Below are 20,067 nucleotides of genomic sequence, written 5' to 3'. Positions count from 1 at the left end.
TTGATACTGCCCGCGCGATTGCGGGCAGTATTATGATGACGATGCGATCAGAAGCTCGCCGTCACCCCGGCATAATAAGCCCGACCGGGTTCGTTATAGGTATTTGCCCCTTCGGATGAACGATAGATCTGTTTATCGAAGATATTGCTGACCCCAACGTTCAGGCGCAGGTTTTTATTAATATCGTAATTAAAGTTGGTGCCCACCAGCGAATAAGCCCCCAGCTCTTTACCCGACAGGCCGCCGGTGTCTTCGCTGCGCGATTCCGCATGGGTACGCGGTTTTTGTCTACCGTATAGTGTCCAGTTGACGCTGGCGGAAAACGCCTGGGTTATCGTCCAGTCCAGCGAGTTGTTGATGGTGTATTTAGGGATAACCGAGAGCGGGTTGCCGGTATCTTTTTGTTCCGAAGTAATCATGTAAGTGGCGTTGGTATTCCATTTCAGACGATCTTTCACCAGCGGGAACGCCATGCTGGCTTCAATGCCATCGACTAACGCTTTTCCACCATTCTGCCACTGGAGAATATACGCGCCGGAAGCGGTTTGCCCGATTATGTCATCACCGGCCACGATCTTATTCTGATAATCATTACGGAAGTAGGTCACGCTGGCATGGTAATCGTCGAGGGCAAACTCCAGACCGATCTCTTTATTGACGCTGATTTCTGGATCGAGATCTTTATTACCGATCAGATAACAGCCGCCAGAAGTTATATCTTTTGGGCAGCCATTGCCTTTCGAATAGAGCAGATAGCCTTCACTGGATTGATAGAGATTTGGCGCTTTAAACGTTCGGGCAATCCCGGCTTTGACTTTGAAGTAATCGCCTAATTCCTGCGACAGGTTCAGGCTGGGGCTGAAGTTACCGCCGGACTCATTGAGATAATCAAAGCGCAGGCCAGGGATAATATTGGTACCGGGAGTCGGCTCAATATTATCTTCAAAATAGAGCGCGCTGATTTGTGAATGGTTTTTACTGCTGCGATCCGCCGCTGAACCGGAGATGCCGCCAATATTATTATCATTCACCGTTAGGCCGGTAGAAGAAGGATCGTCAAGCTCATCGCGGTTCCACTCTGCGCCGACGGTCAGGGTTTGATCGACCCACAGATCCAGCGGAATATTAACTTCGCCGCTGGTGCGCCAGGAGGTCAGGCGGTTAGTGGTGAATTTCTCATCCGCCGAAATACGCCCTTCACCGCCGCCGGATAAACCTTCATCCATGCGGGTATTATTGGTTTTTTCGTAATAGACCCCGAAACGGCTTTGCCCCCAGTCCCAGATCCCGTTATGGGTAATGCCGTAATTCTGCCTGTACAAGCGGTTGGTCTCTTCGCCAGATTTCGCCAGGCTTTCGGTCACCACGCTGGAAGAGCTGTTTTGCGTATCGCCAGCGTAGATATTTCCCTGGCGACTATACCCGGCTTCAAAATCGAGGATTTGCTGCGGATTCACTTTCCAGGAGACGACGCCGTTAATATCTTTATTGCGTACCCCTTCGTGGCCGGCAGCGTTTTTCGAGCCAGCGGAAGAGTTAATATCCCAGCTGTCGGCGTCGGTTTTATTCAGGTTGCCGTACAGACGCATCGTCAGCGCATCGCCGGCCAGCGGCCCGCTCAGGCTAAAGTTGGCGCGTCGGGTGGCCCCTTCATCGCTGCTTTCCGGTTGGTTGGTGTATAGCGACAGCGAGCCGTGCCAGTCATTGGTCGGGCGTTTGGTAATGATATTCACTACCCCGCCCGCCGCGCCGGAACCATAGCGCGCCGCCGCCGGGCCGCGAATGACTTCAATGCGTTCAACCTGCTCTGGCGGTACCCAGTTAGTATCGCCGCGGGTATCACGTTCGCCACGCCAGCTATAGCGTACAGAGTTACGCGAGGTCACCGGGACGCCATCAATAAGGATTAAGGTGTTTTCCGGCCCCATGCCGCGAATATCGATTTGGCGGTTATTACCGCGGGTACCCGACGCGCTGTTGCCGGTCAGGTTTACCCCCGGCATTTTGCGAATAATATCGGAGAGGTCGTTGACCGGAGGGTCCTTTTTAATATCTTCGCTGGTAATAATTGAAACGCCCGGCTGCTGCTTTAGTACTTGTTCTGCGGTGGCTTCAACGACCAGCGTTTCATCACTATCGTCGGAGGATTTGGCGGCGGATAGCGGGCTATTCAGCCCTACCACTAGCGCGGTGAGCGGCCAGAGGATCTTGTTAATTCTCATACCTATTCCCTAATTCATGCCTAACTTAAAGTGGTTGTTCGTTAAGCTCACATCCTTGCCAGGTATTGATTTTGTTATTATGTTTTTATTATGAGAATGATAATTAATATCATTTAAGTAAGGATAAGGCAATCCTTGACACACTATTAACCTGGAGAAATGAGAGGGCGCTACAAAAATTAAAAGGCGCCATTAAGGCGCCTTTGGCAGTCACTGGCTATTTTCCTCTACCACGGATAATAAATATGTTCCGCCTGATAGCGCGCCGGCGCTTCATCGCCCTGCAGCCGCGCCGCCAGCGTAAAGGCGAAATCAAACACCTTGCCCAACCCGCGGCCGCTCAGCAGATTACCGTCTTCCACCACGTCGGCGTCCACATACACGCCATCGCTCACCTGCCGCCATAACTCGCCGGAACAGACATAGCGACGGCCCTTGAGTAGCCCATTGCCGCCCAGTACGCGGGCGGCGGCAGAGCAAATCGGGCAAATATATTTACCCGCTTCATCGTGGCGGCGAACGAAGGCGATAACCTCCGCGCTTTTCGCCAGGTTGGCGCTGCCTTCCGGGCCGCCCGGCAGCACTACCGCATCGAAGGTCTGGTCAAAACTGGCCTGCAGGGTGCTATCCGCCCTCATCGGGATGGCGTGATAGCTGACCACCTCGCGGCTATCGCCGCAGGAAATCGTCTGCACCCGAATATTCAGGCGGCGCAGGATATCGATAGTGACGATCGCTTCCCCCTCTTCAAAACCGGGGGCTAATAACACGGCTACGTTGTTCATCTGCTCTCCATTGCGTAACGATTACCAGTACGGGTGCCAGATCTGCCGCACCCGCGCCAGCAATTCAAGATAGAAATAGTCACCCCAGCTACAGCACTGATCGACGCCCTTGCCGCTGCCCATGTGATAAACCGAATGTTGCAGCAGCCCTTCGGTCGGCTCGTCGTCGCGGGCCAGATAGTTGTCGGTCAACGACAGCGTGATACGCAGCGCCATCTCTTCATAATATGCGCGGTGCGCATCGAGCGTCGGCAGCGCCTTGACCAGCTCCAGCAGTCCGCAGGCGGCAATCGCCGCCGCCGAACTGTCGCGCACCGCATCGGTGCCAAGCAGCGCCAGATCCCAGTGGCAAACATCATCTTCCGGCAGACGGTTCAGGAAGTAGTGCGCCAGGCTGCGCGATAGCTCAACCATCTGCTTATCGCCAGTGTGCTGATAGCTAAGCAGGAAACCGTAAATGCCCCACGCCTGGCCGCGCGACCAGCACGAGGTATCGCTGTAGCCCTGATGCGTATTGCCAAACCGCGGCTCGCCGGTCAGTACGTCCATATAGTAAGTGTGATAAGTCGAAGCGTCTTCGCGCACGATATAGTTCGCCGCCTGCTCAGCATGAGCCGTCGCCGCCTGGGCGTAGCGCGGATCGCCGGTCTGCTCGCTGGCCCAGTACAGCAGCGGCAGGTTCATATTGCAGTCGATGATCATCCGTCCCTGCTGCTCCGGATCGTTTAAATCGCCCCATGCCTGAATAATGTTAGCCGTTGGGTTAAAGCGCTCCATCAAACGATCGGCGGCCAGCAGCGCCGACTGGCGGGCGGCCTGGTTGCCGGTTAACCGCCAGGCGCTGACGCAGGAGAGCGAATAGAGGAACCCGAGATCGTGCGTCGCGGTATCAATACGCTGTTCAATACGCTGCGCGAACGAGGGTAAATAGCGCTCGGCGGCTTCGCGGAAACGCGCTTTACCGGTCATCTCCCACGCCAGCCACAGCTGGCCCGGCCAAAAACTGGTGGTCCATTCGACGTTGTCGGTACGCGGCCAGATACCGTTCTCACAGGCCTCGCCGGGGAACTTATCGCCGAAAGCGACGATATTTTTATCGAGCTTGCGCGTTACCCGAGCCAGCGCCTCTTCCAGCTTATGCCCCAACGCCAGGCGATCGACCTGATGCAGTTCGATAGGGCGTAACGCTTCGGTGATAACAGATTTGGTCATAACAACTCCTGAATTAATGTTTGGCCGGTTCAACCGAGGCGGTATCTAAAGCCGGATCAAAGGATCGTGATTCATCGCGCTTCGACTGGCAGCGCGAGAGCGTAAAGGCGGAAATCAGCGTGAATGTCAGGGCGCAGCAGCCCATCAGCAGATAGGTATGCTCAAAACCGATCTTGTCGTACAGGTAACCCGCAGGCGGTGCGACCACAATCGAGCCGACATAAATCATCGCCTGGTAACCCAGCAAATACATCGTCGCGTTGACCCGGCGGTTGAAGTGCTCGGCAATATATTTGAAGACCGAAATGAGCAGCAGCGCAATTTCGACGCCATAAAACGGTTTGATGATTGAGATAACGATCGGGTCACTGGTCAGGCCGGAGGCAATCAGCCGCGCGCCCACCACACAGCCGCAAAACAGCAGGCCTCGCTTGGCGCCGTAATGGTTCACCAGCCAGGGGATAAACATCATCATCACGAACTCCATCCCCGACTGGACGGTGCTCAGATAGCCATACCAGGCGTTACCCTGCTCTTTGGTAGCGAAGAACGACACGAAGTAGCGCGGGAACTGCTGCTCGGCGATAAACATCATCCATGCGACGCCCGCGACGTAGAGGCTGAACATCCAGAACTTACGGTTCTTCAACAGCAGGATGACATCGGCAAAGACAATTTTATTCGCGGAGATGACGCTGTTATTGCGCAGCTGCTCATCGCCGATTTTGAGGCTAATCAGCACCAGCAGCATCAGGACGGAGGTGCCGCTGCTGAGCAAGAAGTTAGCCAGCGGCGTGAAGTTAAACAGCAACCCGGATACCGATGCCGCCATCGCCCACCCCAGCGAACCCCACATTCTGATGCGGCCAAACTCCAGCCCGTACAGGCGGCTAAAGCGATCGGCATACGATTCCGAAGCCGCCACCCCGGCGTACCAGCCAAGACTCAGATATAACGCGCCGATGATAATCCCCAGCATCGCATGGCTTTGCAGCAGCGGTTGGTAAATCAGCGCGAAGAACGGCGCCATCAGCGCGGAAATCGCGCAGACAAAATAGAGCAACCACTTGCTCATGCCGATTTTGTCCATGATGTAGCCATACACCGGCTTCAGGATGACCGCGAAGACGCCGTTGATGGCGAACACGCTGCCGATGGTGATGCTATCCAGGCCAACCTTCTGGCTCAGCCACAAGGCATACAGGCCAAAACTGGATGACCAGGTGAAGAAGTAGAGAAAAATGAAGGTACTCATTTTGTACTGCGCGGCGCGTACGGACGATGATGTGCTCATAGCGATGCCTCCGGGGCCAGAACGAGCGTGGTTTCTTCCTGTGCCGTCACAAAGCGTACCGCGCCATCGCTAATGAGGGCCTGTGGACATTGTTGCGGATCGAAGTCGGCGGCATTGCCCGCCCACACCGCGCTGATCAACAGATGAACGCCAACGTCGAGTTCACCGCGCAACACCGGCACCGCCGCGCGCTCCGCGAACAGTAGATTGCTGTTTGGCGGCGTCAGCACCGTTTCACCCCGGCGGGAGAGCGGGTGTAAACAAAAAATCGCGGACGCATCGCGGGCGTTGCGTAACCAGCAAGCGCCATCCCCCTCCTGCGACTGTGGTAGCGGGCGGTTAGCCAGGCTAAAGCCGCCTTCGGCACTATCCAGCGCGCGCGGCGTATCGATACGATGGACACGCAGCTGCCAGTCGCCCAGCGCCAACAACCAGCTATCGATGACCACGTCATGCCACGGCAGCCAGCGGCTGTAGATCGTCCCATCGGCAGTGATCACGCTCTGGCATGCGCGACGGCCGCGCCAGTAGTTATCCTTCTCGGCAAGCAGCAGCATCGAATCAGGGGCGGCATGGTTCAGACCATAGCGCCCGCGCTCGATAGTGAAACCATAGCGAGCGGAGTAGGCAAATTTGCAGTATTTCGCTTCGGTATTAACGAAGTTGTTCAACTCCAGCTGGCCGGAAGTCAGCATCCACAGATGATCGGCCTGATGAACCACCACCTGATCCGCATGGGCGATCGTGTGCTGCGCGGCCAGCGGCGGCAGCGGCAGTTCTGTCGCCTGCCAGAAGGCATCATCTTCGCCTAACGCCAGCACCAGCATGGTTTTCAGCCCCCAGTACGGCGAACCCGGCGCGTTGTAATCTTCCGCCATCGCCAGGTTCGGGTAGCTGTAGCCGACGCTCAGTACCCCGTCGCGGTCGAACATCGGCTGCTTCAGCCACCAGCGCAGGTGGCGCAGAACAATGCCCTTAATCACCCCTGGCGAAAAGACCTCCAGCCCGGCGAAGGCCGCCGCGCTCCAGAACGCCGCCTCGGCAAAGCGGTAGGTCAGACTGCGGCCAAATGGGATCGCCGCGCCGTCGTCGGCAAAGAAGTGGATGAAGTCAGTAGAGAAACGCGCGGCCCGACGGCGCAGCTCCGCGCAGCGTTGCGGGTCGACAGCGGCCATCAGCTTCGCGTAAATCAGGCCGTAGAAATGGAAGCCCATCGAGATGTAGTAGTCACGCGGCCGACCCGGGCCATCGGAGTACCAACCATCGCCCAGATAGTAGCGCTCCATGGCGGCAAAATGGTCTTCCAGCGCTTGCGGGTTAGTCGGCATGCCGCTGTGATGGAAGCCGACCTGCACCAGAATCGGAAAGAAGTGCCAGTTGTTATCCGGGATATCCTGCGTTTCGCACTGCTTCAACCAGCGCCATAAATTCGCTTTCTCCGCCTCATTGAAGTGCGCCAGTACGGTCTCGCCCGCCAACGCCAGCAATAGCCCGTAGGCCGCCATCTCGACGATTCGCTGATCGTAAGGCGCGACTTCACCCCAATAATCGGCGTGCTGCGGGTTGGTGCCATTTTTTATCGCCTGCAAATAGAAAGAGAACTGCTGCGGCTCGCTACCGCCGGCCAGCAACGGCGTCACGCCCCATAGCAGGCGGGAAAAGGTTTCCATGCTCGCCACGTGCTGGCCGTAGTGGGCGGTAAAGTTCGCCAAATCAATACGGCTGGCGTCATGCTTAAAATAGGGCGCCACCGCGTTTAGCAATTCATTGACCAGCCGCTGCACCTCTTCCCGGCTTATCAGTGGGTTATCCAGATTAATGTTTTCAGGTTGCACAAGGTCCTCCCGTATAACACGAGGGTATTCATAAGTTATTGTTATTTAGCTTTTATCAAGCTTCGCGTGCGACGTCTGAATGAAGAGTAACCGCTTTTATTCGCGGCGCTGAGTGAGCGGACTCACAAAATTAAACCGCCATTTCATTTTCACTGGATTTTGTCGCTGGCGCGGGGGATAAATTGCAAATGATGGCGTAAAAATTTAAATCTATTGTCCTGGGGGGGAAAATGAGCGAGACGCAACTGCTGGAACGCATTACGCTCGATAAGCGAGCGATTTCTTTTAATCGCATGTATACCACCAGCGCGATTTACTATCACTGGCACCAGTGCGTTGAATTTCTTTATATTTCCAGCGGCTACGGCATCGTGGTGGTGGATAATCAGCATTACACCGCGCGCCCGGGGCGGTTATTTATCTTCCCTCCCTTCCGGTTACACAAAGTGCAGGTCGATCATAGCGATAAGAACCCTTATCACCGCACCACCATGCACATTGAGCAGTCGGTCGTCGACAGCGCGCTCAGCGCCTTTCCACGCCATCAGGCCCAGTTCGCTGCGCTGGCCGCCAGCAATTTACCGGCGCAAATCTATGACCTCAGCGAACACGCGGCATTTATCGAAAGGATCCTCGCGCAGTTTCATCAAATCGGAGGAAATGAACAGACCCCGGCTTGCGAAGTGGCTTTTCTGGTGATGCAACTGATGGCGTTTCTGCCTGAGCAACCACCGTCTTATCCACCACGCCAGCAGACCGCCGCCTCGCGGATCATGAGCTGGGTAGAGACCCACTACGCCAGTAAATTTTCTCTCAACCGGCTGGCCTTCGACCTGGGGCTATCGCGCAGTTACACCTCGCGGGTTTTCCGCCAGCAAACTGGCGGCAGCATCCACGAATATTTGCTGACCCGGCGCATAAAGCGCAGTTGCGATCTCCTGCGCAACAGCGACGAAAATATAGATGCCATTGCGCTGGCGGTGGGATTTAGCGAGGTGAGCTATTTCATCACTTGCTTTAAAAAGATGATGCGTCAGACGCCGCTGCAGTATCGTAAGGCCAGCCAGCGGCGCTCCGCTTTATAGTTAATCCATCGCCTGCTTAAGGCCAAGCTGACGGCGGCGCCAGGCGCTATCGCGGCTCGCCAACCAGTAGTACAGCGGCGAGGTCACCAGCAGTCCGACCAGCCAGGAGAGATCGGCACCGTTAAACCACGCCGAGACCGGGCCAACGTACAGCGGGGTATTCATGAACGGAATTTGCACCAGGATCCCGATGGCATAGGCCAGCAACGCGTGCGGGTTATAACGGCCATAAATACCGCCATCGACCTGAAAGATCGATTGAATATCGTATTTGCCTTTGTGGATGGCGTAGAAGTCGATCAGGTTGATCGCGGTCCACGGCACCAGCACCACCAGCAGGGCCAATACCAGGTCGATAAAGTGGCTGATAAAGTCCGCCGAGGCGAAGATCGCCGCCACTACGCAGCAAATAAGTACGATGACCGACAGCAGCGCGCGGCTGCGGCTACCGGGGATCCAGCGCCACAGGAAGGTCTGCACCAGGGTGATCACCGACATCACCGCGCCATACAGATTGAGAGCGTTATGGCTAATCACGCTCAGCAGGAACAGCACCAACATCAGCGGACCAATAGTGCCGGTCGCCAGCTTCACCGCATCCATGGTTTCGAGCCCCACTGGCGTCGCCAGCACCGCCACCGCGCCGAAAATAAACGACAGGCTGGAGCCCAGCGTCGAGCCAAGATAGGTGGTCCAGAAAGTGGCGGCGACAGGGACATCCGCTGGCAGGTAGCGCGAATAATCAGAGACATACGGAGCGAAGGCGATCTGCCATAGCGCCGCCAGCGACACGGTGGCCAACCAGCCCGAGAAGGAAAAACCGCCACGAGTTAAGAAATCGGCGGTATGCAGATGGGTAAAGATGTAGCCAAAACCGACCATAATGCCGATGCCCAGCACCCAGGTCCCGATCCGGTTAAGAATATGGATACATCGGTAGCCAATAATGCCAATCACACAGGATCCGACCGCGCCAATCACGATGCCCACCGGCAGCGGGACGGCGGGGGCGATGCCGTGTAGCGACTGCCCGGCCAATACGATATTCGAGGCGAAAAAGCCAACGTACATCACCCCGGCGATCGCCACCACCAGCAGCGAGCCGAAAGATCCGAACTGCGCCCGGCTTTGGATCATCTGCGGGATCCCCATCTGCGGCCCCTGGGCGGAGTGCAGCGCCATCAGCGCCCCGCCAACCAAATGGCCGACTAAAATCGCCGTCACTCCCCACAGGAGATTCAGATGAAATATCTGTACCCCCAGCGCACCGGTGACGATCGGTAGCGGCGCGATATTACCGCCAAACCATAGGGTAAAAAGATCGCGGGTTTTACCGTGGCGGTCTTCTGGCGGAATATAGCCAATAGTGTGCTTCTCAATAAGCGGCGGCGATGATTCTTTGGTCGGCATAGCATTCTCCAAAGTCAGGAACCATAAATAATGGTTGTGATGTGCAGGTGTTTTTATGTTTTGGAGATAATGCGCATTGTTTGCCAAAAGGGTAAATTACTTTGTTTATGGCTAATAGGAATAAAAATAATAATTAGCCCGCCAGCATATCGATAAATATCACAAAAAATTATCGCACCAGCGTATGTCAGATTAAATAATGATATTTCCAACGTAGCGACAAGCGCTGCAGAATAATGAATTGTCAGCCGGTGAATTTATGGTTTTTAATAAAAAACGGGCCGCTATTCGGCCCGTAGGTTTCGGTAAGTTAATACTTAAACGGCAGGCGTTTAACCAAATAACTTACCTTTCAGCAGATTAAGCCCGGCGGAAACCAGGTCGCCCTGAGCTGGCGCCTCGCCCTGCGGCGACAGGCCATCGACGATTTTTGGCAGATATTCGGCAATCAGCGATGAGGCGGTTTGTGAATCGACGCCCAGTTTCGCGCCAAGATCCTGCAGGGCCGGCGAACCGAACACCGAGGTGATCTGCTCGCTGTTCACCGACATATTACTCTGCTGGCTAATCCATGACTCGACGATTTCACCTAAGCCGCCGTTGCGGAATTTATCCATAATGCCCTGGATACCACCCTGCTGTTCAATCCAGGTCATGATCGCCTGAAGTTGTTCAGCTTTCCCGGCCTGCCCGCCAAGCATGCCGCCGATTTGATCTAATAATCCCATTGCAGACTCCATAAAACGTGGTTATTAATCCCTGATTCGCGGCTTACTTCGCCGGGATAATCAGTACTTGCCCCGGATAGATCTTATCAGGGTGCTTCAGCATCGGCTTATTGGCGTCAAAAATACGCTGATAGTCATTGGCGGATCCATACATCGTTTTCGAGATGGCGCTCAGGGTATCGCCGGATTTGACCGTGTAGTAACGGCTTTCCGCCCCGCTCTGCGTCACAGTAACGCTATCGTTGACCTGCCCAATCCCGGTGACATTACCGACCGCCACCAGAATTTTTTCCTTATCTTCCTGTGAACCGACGTCGCCTGTGATCGTCGCGGTACCATCGTCCGCTACGGCAATATTGACGTTTTCGGCGCCAGGCAGGTTAAGACTATCAATATGTTTTTTCAGCTTGTCGGCCTGATCTTCCTTGCTGCCGCCAGATACGGCATCCCAGATCTTCTCGCCCGCTTCTTTCACAAAACTTAATAATCCCATCTATCCATACCTCCATTACTGTTTCACGATGAATACTTTCATCAGACCCGATAATCATAGCTTATAAATACCGCTGACTTCCTTTAACAAATGTTCGACGAAGCGGGTCAGTTTTGGCAACGGGCGCAGATCCTGTCGCCAGAGCAGGTGGATAGGCCTGGGCTGCGGAGTGTAGTGTTGTAAAATACGCACCAGTCGGCCGCTGGCAAAATCCTCCGCCAGCAGCACTTCCGGCTGCAGCAACAGCCCGGCCCCGGCTACCGCCGCCATGCGCAGCGCGTAGCCGTCGTTGCAGCGCAGCACCGCATCGCGCTTCCAGCGCACTTCTTCATCGGCGCCGGGTAATCGCCACTCGTTACGCGCGGTCCACACCGTATGCGACAGACACTGATGCCCGGCCAGATCCGCGGGCGACTGCGGGGTACCGTGGCGCGCCAGATAATCCGGCGCCGCGCAAATCGCCATGCGGTAGGGCGCAAGGTATTTAGCCACCAGATCGGTACGCTGAATATCGCCGATGCGGATCGCCAGATCGATGCCTTCATCAACCAGATCTACCATCCGGTTCGTCAAATCGAGCTCGACGCGCACCTCGGGCCAGGCCTGCAGGAAAGAGGCGGTCAGCGGCGCAATAATGCTGGCGCCGAAGGAAACCGGCGCGCTCACCCGTAACGTGCCGGCTGGCGCCAACCGCAGCCGTTCAACCGAACGCTCGGCAATTGCCACCTGCTCAAGCACCCGCCTGGCTTCATCAAAATAAACCCGCCCGGCATCGGTCAGGCTTTGCCGACGGGTATTTCGCTCCAGCAGCCGGGTACCAAGCTGGCCTTCGATTAAAGCGATATATTTGCCGACCATCACCGCCGACATCTCCAGACGCGCCGCCGCGCCGGTAAAACTGCCGCACTCCACGACCGCGACAAATGTCTCCATTCCACGCAGCTTATCCATATTGCAAACCTCTGGTTAGTAATCATCTAACTTTTAGCCAGTTTATCCGACAATCGATTAATTAAAGAATGGAGACTCACTTCACTAAGGAGTCCGCGATGAAAATTATCGTTATTGGCGCCAGCGGTACCGTCGGCCGTGCAGTTACAGAAGAGCTCAGTCGTCAACATGAGGTTATTCGCGTCGGCCGCACCCACGGCGACGAGCAGGTCGACATCACCTCGCAGCACAGCGTGCAGGCGTTGTTTGAAAAAATTGGCCCGGTCGATGCCATCGTCTCGGCAACCGGCAATCTGTACTTTGGCCCGCTCAGCACGATGACCGACCACGATTTCGAGCAGGGGCTGCAGGATAAACTGTTAGGACAAATTCGCCTTGCCCTCACCGGCCAGCATTACCTCAACGACGGCGGTTCGATCACCCTTATCAGCGGTATCGTCGCCGATGAGCCAATCGCCCAGGGGGTGAATGCCACTACCGTCAACGCCGGGCTGGCGGGCTTCATCCGCGCCGCCGCCTGCGAACTGCCGCGTGGGATCCGCATCAACCTGATAAGCCCTACCGTGCTGAGCGAATCCGCCGAAGCCTATGACGGTTTCTTCCCTGGTTTTGTCAGCGTACCGGCGGCAACGGTCGCGCTGGCCTACCGTCGTAGCGTGGAAGGGATCCAAAGCGGACGGGTCTACAAAGTCGGTTACTAATACGCTTTCGGGCGGGAGGTCGTTTTCCTGCCCCTATTCTTGTCGGCAACTCAATGATTCACTGTCGCAAATATTGATCCGCTGCACACTATTCATTCTCTGTTGGTTATTGTGAAGCATCTCGCATAATCCTGTTTCCCCTATTATTCACAAGTCTTTATTCTCCTGATCGGGATAAATCTGAAGGCCATGATTTATATGTTAATTCTTTCGTTTCTCCGCAATATCTTAACCCCAGCAGCCCCATTTTATTACCCCATAATAAAAGCAGGGGCTTGTTATTTTAATCAGCGGTTCATCATTCTAATCCTGACGCTATATGGCAGAGCTTTATCTGCCTGATAAAAAGCCGCCAGATTGTTAATCAGAAAATAAGCAAGCGAATAGCATAAAGCTCTAAAAAATACAGAGCGCCGCGCGGCTACGTTTTTCCCGCGCCAGGTAAAGCATTTTTTTTATATCCAGCACCGATATTTTTTGTAATTTCGCAAATGCTACAGGGTTGTAAAAATGGTAAATGAAATGTTGTGATGAGTAGATTAGCTGTACTCCTCATTGAAATATCACTCTTACGCTGATGAAGACCAATAATGATGAGAGAGCACCATGACAAAACATCAATCTGTTAATGTCGAAAATCTTGAAAGTAATACCATCAGACCTATCCCTTTAAATATGCGTCACGGCAAACCAAGCGATCTGTTTACCATTTGGTTTGGCTCCAACATTATGCTGTTAACGGTGATAACCGGCGCAATGTCAGTGACGATTTTTCATCTTTCCTTTTTTTGGGCAGTGATTGCGCTATTTATCGGCAGCCTCGTCGGCGGGCTATTTATGGCGCTGCACTCGGCGCAGGGCCCCAAACTCGGCGTACCGCAAATGGTACAGACCAAGGGACAGTTTGGGTCCTATGGCTCAGTGCTGGTGGTCTCGATCGTCGTCCTGATGTATATCGGTTTTACCGCTTCCAGCCTGGTGCTGGGCGGGCAGTCGATGCATGCTATCTACAAGCCGATGAACTCGGACGTAGGGATTATCGTGGTCGGCGCGCTAAGCCTGTTCGCCACCATCTTTGGTTATAAGATAATCCACTCCTACGCGCGGATCATGTCGTGGATTTCCGGTATCGTGCTGGCGGCGACCTTCCTGTGGATCGTCTTTGTCCACGGCCTGCCGGCGGATTTTGTCGACCGCGGCGGCTTTAACAAAGTCGGCTTCTTAGGCGCCGTGTCCATCGCTGCGCTCTGGCAGCTGGCCTATGCGCCCTATGTCTCTGACTACTCTCGCTATATGCCCTATAGCACCAATGATAAAAGCGTGTTTTACGCCAGCTATTTCGGCTGCATTCTCGGCTCCTATCTGCCGATGGTGCTCGGCGTGCTGGTAGCCATCTGTATCGGTAATGACGATATTATTCAGGGCATTATGGACCTGACCGGCGGCATGGGGGCGCTAGTGATTGTCGTGCTGGCGCTGGGTATCGCCGCCACCAACTCGATGATGCTGTACTGCGGCGTGCTTTGTACCCTGACGCTCGGCCAGACCTTTATCGACGGCTGGTCGCCGATGGCGCGGGCGCGCATTATCACCGCCATTTTGACCATGCTGCTGGAGATCTTCCTCGCCATCTACGGCCAGGAAAACTTCCTGCTGATTTACACCAACTTTATTACCGTGCTGCTGTACGTGCTGGTGCCATGGACCGCGATTAATCTGGTCGATTATTATTTAGTGGCCCACGGCGAATATCACGTTGAGTCCTTCTTTAAACGCGATGGCGGTATTTACGGCTACTTTAATGCGACAGCGATCTCCTGTTATGTCCTCGGTATTCTGGTGGAGGTGCCGTTTATGTCAACCTCGATTTATACCGGGCCTATCGCCCTTTCCTTCGGCGGCGCGGATCTCTCATGGATTGTCGGTCTGTTAGTGGTATCACCGGTGTATTATTATTTCTCGAAAGCGAAGAGTGTCAAAAGCATGGCTTTTGCTAAAGAGAAAGTTTAACGCTCCACGTTCTTCCTCATTAAACCTGATTGACCCCGGCGTTATTCTCCGGGGTCTTTTTTATTTACGACGGGGAAAATAAGAAGCGCGCCGTGAATACGGCGCGCCGAAGATTAAGCAGACATCCAACGACAGAGATTCTTCAGCATCTGCTGGCACTTCTCCAACTGTGCTTCGCTGACGAACTCATCCGCTTTATGCCCCTGTTCCATGCTCCCGGGGCCGCAGATCAGCGTTGCGACGCCAGCTTCATCAAACAGCCCGCCCTCGGTGCCAAAAGCGACCGTCGAAAAGTCCTCGCATTCAGCCCATTGCGCCAACCAGCCGGCAAACGCTGACTGCGGATCGCTCAGCAGGCCGGGATACTGACTTAGCGGCTGCAAAGTGATGGTCGATTCCGCCGCCGTGGCGCGCATTTTTGGCAACAGTTCGCTTTCAGCGTACGCCTGCAGCGAAGCCAGCGTGTCGTCGAGCGAAACATCGGGTAAATGGCGGATTTCAAAATCGAACTGGCAATGCTGCGGGACGATATTCAGCGCCGCGCCGCCCTTAATCACCCCCACCTGCAGGGTGCTGAAAGGCGGGTCAAAACGCGTATCCTGCTGTCGCGCAAGCTCTTCTCCCAGCGTCTCCAGGCGACCAATCAGCTTCGCCGCCCAAGTAATCGCATTCACCCCGTCAGGCGCATAGGCGGAATGGCACGCACGGCCATGGACATCACAGCGCATCGCCAACTTCCCCTTATGGCCATATACCGGGCGCATCTCCGTCGGCTCGCCGATAATGCACATCGCCGGCTTCTCTTTCGAGGCCTTCAGATGGGCGACCAGGCTGCGAACGCCAAGGCACCCCACCTCTTCATCGTAGGAGAAAGACAGATGCAGCGGCATGCGCAGCGGTTGGGCGAGAAAATCAGGGATAGCAGCCAGCACACAGGCGAGAAAACCTTTCATATCGGTGCTGCCACGGCCATAGCAGCGGCCATCGCGTTGGGTTAATGCAAAGGGAGGAACCGTCCATGGTTGGCCATCAACCGGCACCACATCAGTATGGCCGGAGAGCATAACGCCGCCGGGCCCCGCAGGGCCCAGTCGTGCATACAAGTTGGCTTTTTTACCTTCCGCGTCGTAAAACCGTTGCGTCTCGATAGCGAAGCCGTGGAGATAATCCGCAATATCGTCGATCATCGCCAGATTCGATTCGCGGCTGGTGGTGTCAAACGCCAGCAGCCGCGCCAGAATATCTTGCAGCATACTATTCATCGCCGGGAACTCCGTAACTGGGGGCCTCCCGCGGATCGAGCGCGCGCGTCACGTAGGCCTGCATTTGCGGCTCATATGCCTGCCACAGCGCCGCCAGCTCGCCAATCGGGTCCGTTTCGCTCCAGTCGACGCGCAGATCCACCAGCGGCCAGGAGTAATCATCGACGACATTGACCGCCGCCGAATGTACTGGCCCGGCTTCGCCCCCCTGCGCGACGCCAGCCTGCAGCGCGGCCACCAGCCGCGTCGCCAGCTCGCCATCGGTTTGCGCGAACGCCGCAATCATCGCGTCAATGACGGCCTCAGAAGCCAGCATGTTGCCAGCGGCGATACAATTATCTCCCTGCGCGACGTGCCAGGTCCCCAGGGTTTTATCGCCGCTGAACCACGCGGTCTGGCCATTGGCGTCAATGGCGATAATCTGCCGGTAGCGGCTGAAATCATCTTCCGCCAGCGCCCGGCGCATCGCCTTCTCCGCCGTCAATCCCTGTTCCATCTGTGCCAGGGTCAGTTGACCCAGCGCAGGTAAGGTAATGTTTTGACTGGAGACCGCGCCAATGCCCGCCTGCAGCCACGGGCAACGCGCGCCGACGGCGATACTTGAGGAACTAATCGCGATACCAAACTGCCCGCTTTCCGGGCAGCGTGCGGCAATAGAAAATGTCATCCTGCCTCCTTATTACGCCGCGTCATCAGGGATAACGGCGACAACATCGATTTCCATCAGCCACTGCGGTTGCGCCAGCGCGGAAATCACCAGTCCGGTGGAGATCGGGAACACGCCTTTTAACCATTTTCCCACTTCCTGATAGACCGGCTCGCGATAGCGCGGGTCGATAATATAGGTGGTGGTTTTGACGATATGCGACAGGTCGCTACCCGCCTCTTCCAGCAGCTGCTTAACGTTTTTCATCGCCTGTTCAGCCTGCGCCCGCGGGTCGCCAAGGCCGACCAGATTGCCTTCAAAATCAGTCCCCACCTGGCCGCGAACGTAAACGGTATTCCCGGCACGCACCGCCTGACATAAATCATTATCCAGAGTCTGGTTGGGGTAAGTCTCTTTGGTGTTGAACATCCGAATACGAGTATGGGTTGGCATAAGGTTTATCCTGTTCAATGAGTGATAATTAGCGCTGGCTGGCGTCCTGGTATTGGCTATATTTACGGCGAGTGGCGATATGATCGGCAATATGTTTCGCGTCGTGCCAAACGCCCCAGATAAAGGTTGACCCCCGGCGAGACAGCCACGGCAGACCCAGGAAATAAACCCCCGATTCGCTGGAGACCCCGCGCTGATGCTGAGGGCGGCCTTGCTCGTTGAAGGCGTTGACGTTGAGCCAGCTGTAGTCCACCGCATAGCCGGTGGCCCAGATAATGGTGCTAATCCCCGCCTGCGCCAGATTGAGCGACAGGATTGGCGAGGTCATGCAGGCCGGGTCAGGTAAGAACTGCCGCGCGGTAGGCTCTTCCGGTAAATCCAGACCATTGGCGGCAATGTACGCATCAGCGGCATCCAGCAGCGACAGGTAGTTTTCATCACCAAGGCGAATGTTCTCGACGAGGTTGTTTTTAAACGAGACGGTACCCTCGGCAAAGGATTCCGTCAGGCCGACCAGGGTAATGCCACGATGGGCCAACTCACGGAAATCAACCGTATGCCCGCCGTGCGCACCGCTGACCGCGATGGTGACGTGCTCTTTACCCGGCTCGCTGGCGGGCGCGTCCCACAGACCCAGTACGCCTAGCCACCAGCAGAAATCCCGGTTGCGATAGGCACGCGGCGGGCGATCGTGCGCGCCAACTGATAAATAGACCTGGCGGCCCGCGCGCTGCAATTCATCCGCGATTTGTACGCCGGACGATCCCGCGCCCACCACCAGCACCGCACCTTCCGGCAACTGCTGCGGGTTGTAGTATTTCGCAGAATGGATTTGATGAATGGCGCTGTCGCGCGGCGCGATCGGCGGGATCACCGGCTTCTGGAACGGCCCGGTCGCCGCCACGATATTCAGCGCCTCAATCACGCCGTCGGTGGTTTCGATAGTAAAACCAGGGCGCCCGTGGTTGCGCACCGCGCTTTTGACTTCCACGCCAGTGCGCACAGGGAGATTGAACTCGCGCACATAATCAGCAAAGTACTGCGCCACATCATCCTTCGGGATAAAGGCATCGGGATTACCGCCTTTAAATTCCATTCCCGGAAAACGGTCATGCCACGCCGGACCATTCGCCACCAGCGAATCCCAGCGCCCGGTGCGCCAGGCTTCGGCAATGCGGTTCTTTTCCAGCACCAGATGCGAAATCCCCTGTTTAGTCAGATGTTCGCTCATGGCAATACCGGCCTGACCCCCGCCAACAACCAGCGTCTCGATTTGTGTTTTTTCTACGGTCATAAATGTGTCCTTCGAATGATGTTCTGCACAGAACCGAGGTTAATAAACCGTTACACACAGGTAAATTATTATAAATTTAGAACCTGAGAATAAAATAATGATGCAGCGGCGCAATGCCCGCCGCCAGCCGATTTCCTGCCGGCGAAGGGGCCGTATTTATTTTTCAGATGCGGAATGAGTAAAGAAAAAAAATAGAATAGTTTTCGAGGCTCATAAAAATATATTCAAAGCCTCGTTTTTTTATTGGTAATAAGCGGGAGATAAGCGATTAATATATTTACCCGCGCTCGCGGCGGGTAAATATCATCATTCAGGCCACTTTAGCGTCCAGTTGCGGCGGACTCAGCACCGCATTGCGGCAATATTCCATAAAGAGTTTGGTCGGTTTGGTCGGCTCGCTACTGCGCAGATGCGCCATCACCAGCGCCGAATTCGCCATCTCATCCTGAATTTCCACGCAGCGCACCTGCTGGCCGTCATAGGTCATGTCATTGACCGGGCGGGTCACCAGCACCGAGAAACCCAACCCCTGACCCACCATGCAGCGCACCATCTCAATCGACGGCGAACTGTACGCGACCTGCGGATTGTAGCCCTTATCTTTGAAAATACTGATGAAGTAGTTTTTGCTCGGCACCACGTCCAGCAGAATCATCGGCAGGTTGCTCAACTCGGACAGCCGCACGGAATGACGCTGGGCCAGCGGGTGATCCGCCGGCAACAACGCGTAGGGTTTCTGCGGCGCGTTGAGGCTTTCGGTATAAATCGACGTATCCAGTTCAAGATCGTAGAGAAAAGCCAAATCAAAACGCCCGCGGTGCAGGCCGTGAGCAATCTCATGTTGTTCGCCGTCGTAGATTTTGATGGTGATTTCCGGATAGATCTTCTTAAATCCGGCCATCAGCAGCGGCATATACAGCGGTGCGGCGGTCTCAAAACAGCCGATAGAAATAATGCCGGAGACCAGTTCATTATCGGCTTTCGAGTTTTGCTCGAATTGATATGAAAGCCGCAGCAGCTCTTTCGCCTTTTCATAAAAACGTTGCCCGCTCGGGGTCATCGATACGCCCTGGGCGTGGTGGCGAATAAAAAACTGCTGCTCAAACATATCTTCCAGCGTCTTCACGGCGATGGAAATGGACGGCTGCGCGATATGCAGCTGGCGTGAGGCTTCAGCAATACTTTCCGCCTCGACGACGGCCACAAAGTATTTGAGCTGTTTCAGGGTAAAATGGGGCATGTGATACCTTATTTTTTATCATCAAAGAGGCAGGTTGATTAGCATTAAACGATGAACACCCCGGCCTGCAACCCTCGCCCGCGAAAAAGATCAACAATCCGACCGCGATCAGATTTTTACAGAAAATTAACAGACGCTCGCCGAGGAAAGTGCGAGCGCCAGACGATCGTTCACCGGCCAGTATAGGCAGGATGAGTCAAAATCAGGCATACAACTGTCTTATATTACAAGGTATTAATTGTACTTCCATTCACTCAATCGCTCTGGCGGGCGATCTCATTTCACTGTGATTTACTTCCTCTTGAATATTATTTTTATTTTCAATTTTTAAATTTGAAAACATTTAATATCGCTAAAGACGTTCCCGACGCGCCGTCGAAGAAAATAAGCACAAAACAAAAATTCGTTGAATTACAACTTATTGAAAAATAGCAGAACATAATTAT

17 protein-coding genes are annotated in these 20,067 nt (G+C 54.9%); 3 read left to right on the top strand and 14 right to left on the bottom strand.

Features of this window, described 5'->3' with window-relative positions:
* Positions 1–47: 47 nt before the first annotated feature.
* From iroN to PYR66_03530, 5 genes are all read right to left on the bottom strand, one after another.
* Positions 48–2,222: a siderophore salmochelin receptor IroN gene (gene iroN, locus PYR66_03550; protein ID WEF28825.1), complete on the bottom strand. Its 2,175-nt coding sequence runs from the start codon at positions 2,220–2,222 to the stop codon at positions 48–50.
* 227 nt (positions 2,223–2,449) lie between these two features.
* A complete protein-coding gene (locus PYR66_03545) occupies positions 2,450–3,007 on the bottom strand; it encodes a DJ-1/PfpI family protein (protein WEF28824.1) in 558 nt (185 codons plus the stop codon).
* Between the two features lie 21 nt (positions 3,008–3,028).
* A complete protein-coding gene (locus PYR66_03540) occupies positions 3,029–4,219 on the bottom strand; it encodes a glycoside hydrolase family 88 protein (GenBank protein WEF28823.1) in 1,191 nt (396 codons plus the stop codon).
* 13 nt (positions 4,220–4,232) lie between these two features.
* Complete coding sequence (locus PYR66_03535) at positions 4,233–5,513, bottom strand: oligosaccharide MFS transporter (protein WEF28822.1); 1,281 nt, start codon at positions 5,511–5,513, stop codon at positions 4,233–4,235.
* Entirely contained in the window at positions 5,510–7,348 is a 1,839-nt protein-coding gene (locus tag PYR66_03530; GenBank protein WEF28821.1) for a DUF2264 domain-containing protein, read from the bottom strand. The genes PYR66_03535 and PYR66_03530 overlap by 4 nt, the downstream gene beginning before the upstream one ends.
* Before the next feature lie 230 nt (positions 7,349–7,578).
* Here PYR66_03530 and PYR66_03525 point away from each other — a divergent pair, with 230 nt between their 5' ends.
* Positions 7,579–8,433 carry an AraC family transcriptional regulator gene (locus tag PYR66_03525; GenBank protein ID WEF28820.1) on the top strand — a complete coding sequence of 285 codons (855 nt, stop codon included), beginning with the start codon at positions 7,579–7,581 and terminating at the stop codon, positions 8,431–8,433.
* Here the strand turns inward: PYR66_03525 and PYR66_03520 are convergent, their stop codons facing one another.
* The 4 genes from PYR66_03520 to PYR66_03505 form a co-directional block, all read right to left on the bottom strand.
* Positions 8,434–9,843, bottom strand: a complete 1,410-nt coding sequence (locus PYR66_03520) for a cytosine permease (protein ID WEF28819.1) — start codon at positions 9,841–9,843, stop codon at positions 8,434–8,436.
* 332 nt (positions 9,844–10,175) lie between these two features.
* On the bottom strand, positions 10,176–10,571 hold the full coding sequence (locus PYR66_03515; GenBank protein WEF28818.1) for a YidB family protein: 396 nt from the start codon (positions 10,569–10,571) through the stop codon (positions 10,176–10,178).
* 43 nt (positions 10,572–10,614) lie between these two features.
* The gene (gene lysM / locus PYR66_03510) at positions 10,615–11,064 is read right to left on the bottom strand and encodes a peptidoglycan-binding protein LysM (GenBank protein ID WEF28817.1); all 450 of its coding nucleotides are present in this window, start codon (positions 11,062–11,064) and stop codon (positions 10,615–10,617) included.
* Positions 11,065–11,118: 54 nt separating this feature from the next.
* Positions 11,119–12,015 (bottom strand): LysR family transcriptional regulator, encoded by an 897-nt coding sequence (locus PYR66_03505; protein WEF28816.1) that lies wholly within the window; start codon positions 12,013–12,015, stop codon positions 11,119–11,121.
* A 98-nt stretch (positions 12,016–12,113) separates the two neighbouring features.
* On the opposite strand from PYR66_03505, the gene PYR66_03500 reads away from it, so the two are divergent.
* Both PYR66_03500 and PYR66_03495 read left to right on the top strand, forming a co-directional pair.
* Positions 12,114–12,716, top strand: a complete 603-nt coding sequence (locus PYR66_03500; protein ID WEF28815.1) for a short chain dehydrogenase — start codon at positions 12,114–12,116, stop codon at positions 12,714–12,716.
* A 606-nt stretch (positions 12,717–13,322) separates the two neighbouring features.
* Complete coding sequence (locus PYR66_03495) at positions 13,323–14,726, top strand: cytosine permease (protein ID WEF28814.1); 1,404 nt, start codon at positions 13,323–13,325, stop codon at positions 14,724–14,726.
* A 113-nt stretch (positions 14,727–14,839) separates the two neighbouring features.
* Here PYR66_03495 and argE read toward each other — a convergent pair whose 3' ends face one another.
* The 5 genes from argE to PYR66_03470 form a co-directional block, all read right to left on the bottom strand.
* Entirely contained in the window at positions 14,840–15,988 is a 1,149-nt protein-coding gene (gene argE, locus PYR66_03490; protein WEF28813.1) for an acetylornithine deacetylase, read from the bottom strand.
* Positions 15,981–16,655, bottom strand: coding sequence for a DUF1028 domain-containing protein (locus tag PYR66_03485; GenBank protein WEF28812.1), 675 nt, complete (start codon positions 16,653–16,655; stop codon positions 15,981–15,983). The genes argE and PYR66_03485 overlap by 8 nt, the downstream gene beginning before the upstream one ends.
* 12 nt (positions 16,656–16,667) lie before the next feature.
* Positions 16,668–17,087, bottom strand: coding sequence for a RidA family protein (locus tag PYR66_03480; GenBank protein ID WEF28811.1), 420 nt, complete (start codon positions 17,085–17,087; stop codon positions 16,668–16,670).
* Positions 17,088–17,115: 28 nt separating this feature from the next.
* Entirely contained in the window at positions 17,116–18,381 is a 1,266-nt protein-coding gene (locus PYR66_03475) for an NAD(P)/FAD-dependent oxidoreductase (protein ID WEF28810.1), read from the bottom strand.
* Between the two features lie 310 nt (positions 18,382–18,691).
* Entirely contained in the window at positions 18,692–19,621 is a 930-nt protein-coding gene (locus PYR66_03470) for a LysR substrate-binding domain-containing protein (GenBank protein WEF28809.1), read from the bottom strand.
* Positions 19,622–20,067 lie beyond the last annotated feature (446 nt).

This window comes from Klebsiella aerogenes (genome assembly GCA_029027985.1).
Classification (GTDB): domain Bacteria; phylum Pseudomonadota; class Gammaproteobacteria; order Enterobacterales; family Enterobacteriaceae; genus Klebsiella; species Klebsiella aerogenes_A.
The sequence above is the reverse complement of the archived record's forward strand: the minus strand, read 5'-3'. Positions and strand labels throughout refer to the sequence as shown.

Coding starts and splice junctions, on each gene's coding strand:
- iroN (WEF28825.1), bottom strand. CDS start 2,222: ATGAGAATTAACAAGATCCTCTGGCCGCTCACCGCGCTAGTGGTAGGG.
- PYR66_03525 (WEF28820.1), top strand. CDS start 7,579: ATGAGCGAGACGCAACTGCTGGAACGCATTACGCTCGATAAGCGAGCG.
- PYR66_03500 (WEF28815.1), top strand. CDS start 12,114: ATGAAAATTATCGTTATTGGCGCCAGCGGTACCGTCGGCCGTGCAGTT.
- PYR66_03475 (WEF28810.1), bottom strand. CDS start 18,381: ATGACCGTAGAAAAAACACAAATCGAGACGCTGGTTGTTGGCGGGGGT.
- PYR66_03485 (WEF28812.1), bottom strand. CDS start 16,655: ATGACATTTTCTATTGCCGCACGCTGCCCGGAAAGCGGGCAGTTTGGT.
- PYR66_03520 (WEF28819.1), bottom strand. CDS start 9,843: ATGCCGACCAAAGAATCATCGCCGCCGCTTATTGAGAAGCACACTATT.
- PYR66_03495 (WEF28814.1), top strand. CDS start 13,323: ATGACAAAACATCAATCTGTTAATGTCGAAAATCTTGAAAGTAATACC.
- argE (WEF28813.1), bottom strand. CDS start 15,988: ATGAATAGTATGCTGCAAGATATTCTGGCGCGGCTGCTGGCGTTTGAC.
- lysM (WEF28817.1), bottom strand. CDS start 11,064: ATGGGATTATTAAGTTTTGTGAAAGAAGCGGGCGAGAAGATCTGGGAT.
- PYR66_03470 (WEF28809.1), bottom strand. CDS start 19,621: ATGCCCCATTTTACCCTGAAACAGCTCAAATACTTTGTGGCCGTCGTC.
- PYR66_03480 (WEF28811.1), bottom strand. CDS start 17,087: ATGCCAACCCATACTCGTATTCGGATGTTCAACACCAAAGAGACTTAC.
- PYR66_03540 (WEF28823.1), bottom strand. CDS start 4,219: ATGACCAAATCTGTTATCACCGAAGCGTTACGCCCTATCGAACTGCAT.
- PYR66_03505 (WEF28816.1), bottom strand. CDS start 12,015: ATGGATAAGCTGCGTGGAATGGAGACATTTGTCGCGGTCGTGGAGTGC.
- PYR66_03545 (WEF28824.1), bottom strand. CDS start 3,007: ATGAACAACGTAGCCGTGTTATTAGCCCCCGGTTTTGAAGAGGGGGAA.
- PYR66_03515 (WEF28818.1), bottom strand. CDS start 10,571: ATGGGATTATTAGATCAAATCGGCGGCATGCTTGGCGGGCAGGCCGGG.
- PYR66_03535 (WEF28822.1), bottom strand. CDS start 5,513: ATGAGCACATCATCGTCCGTACGCGCCGCGCAGTACAAAATGAGTACC.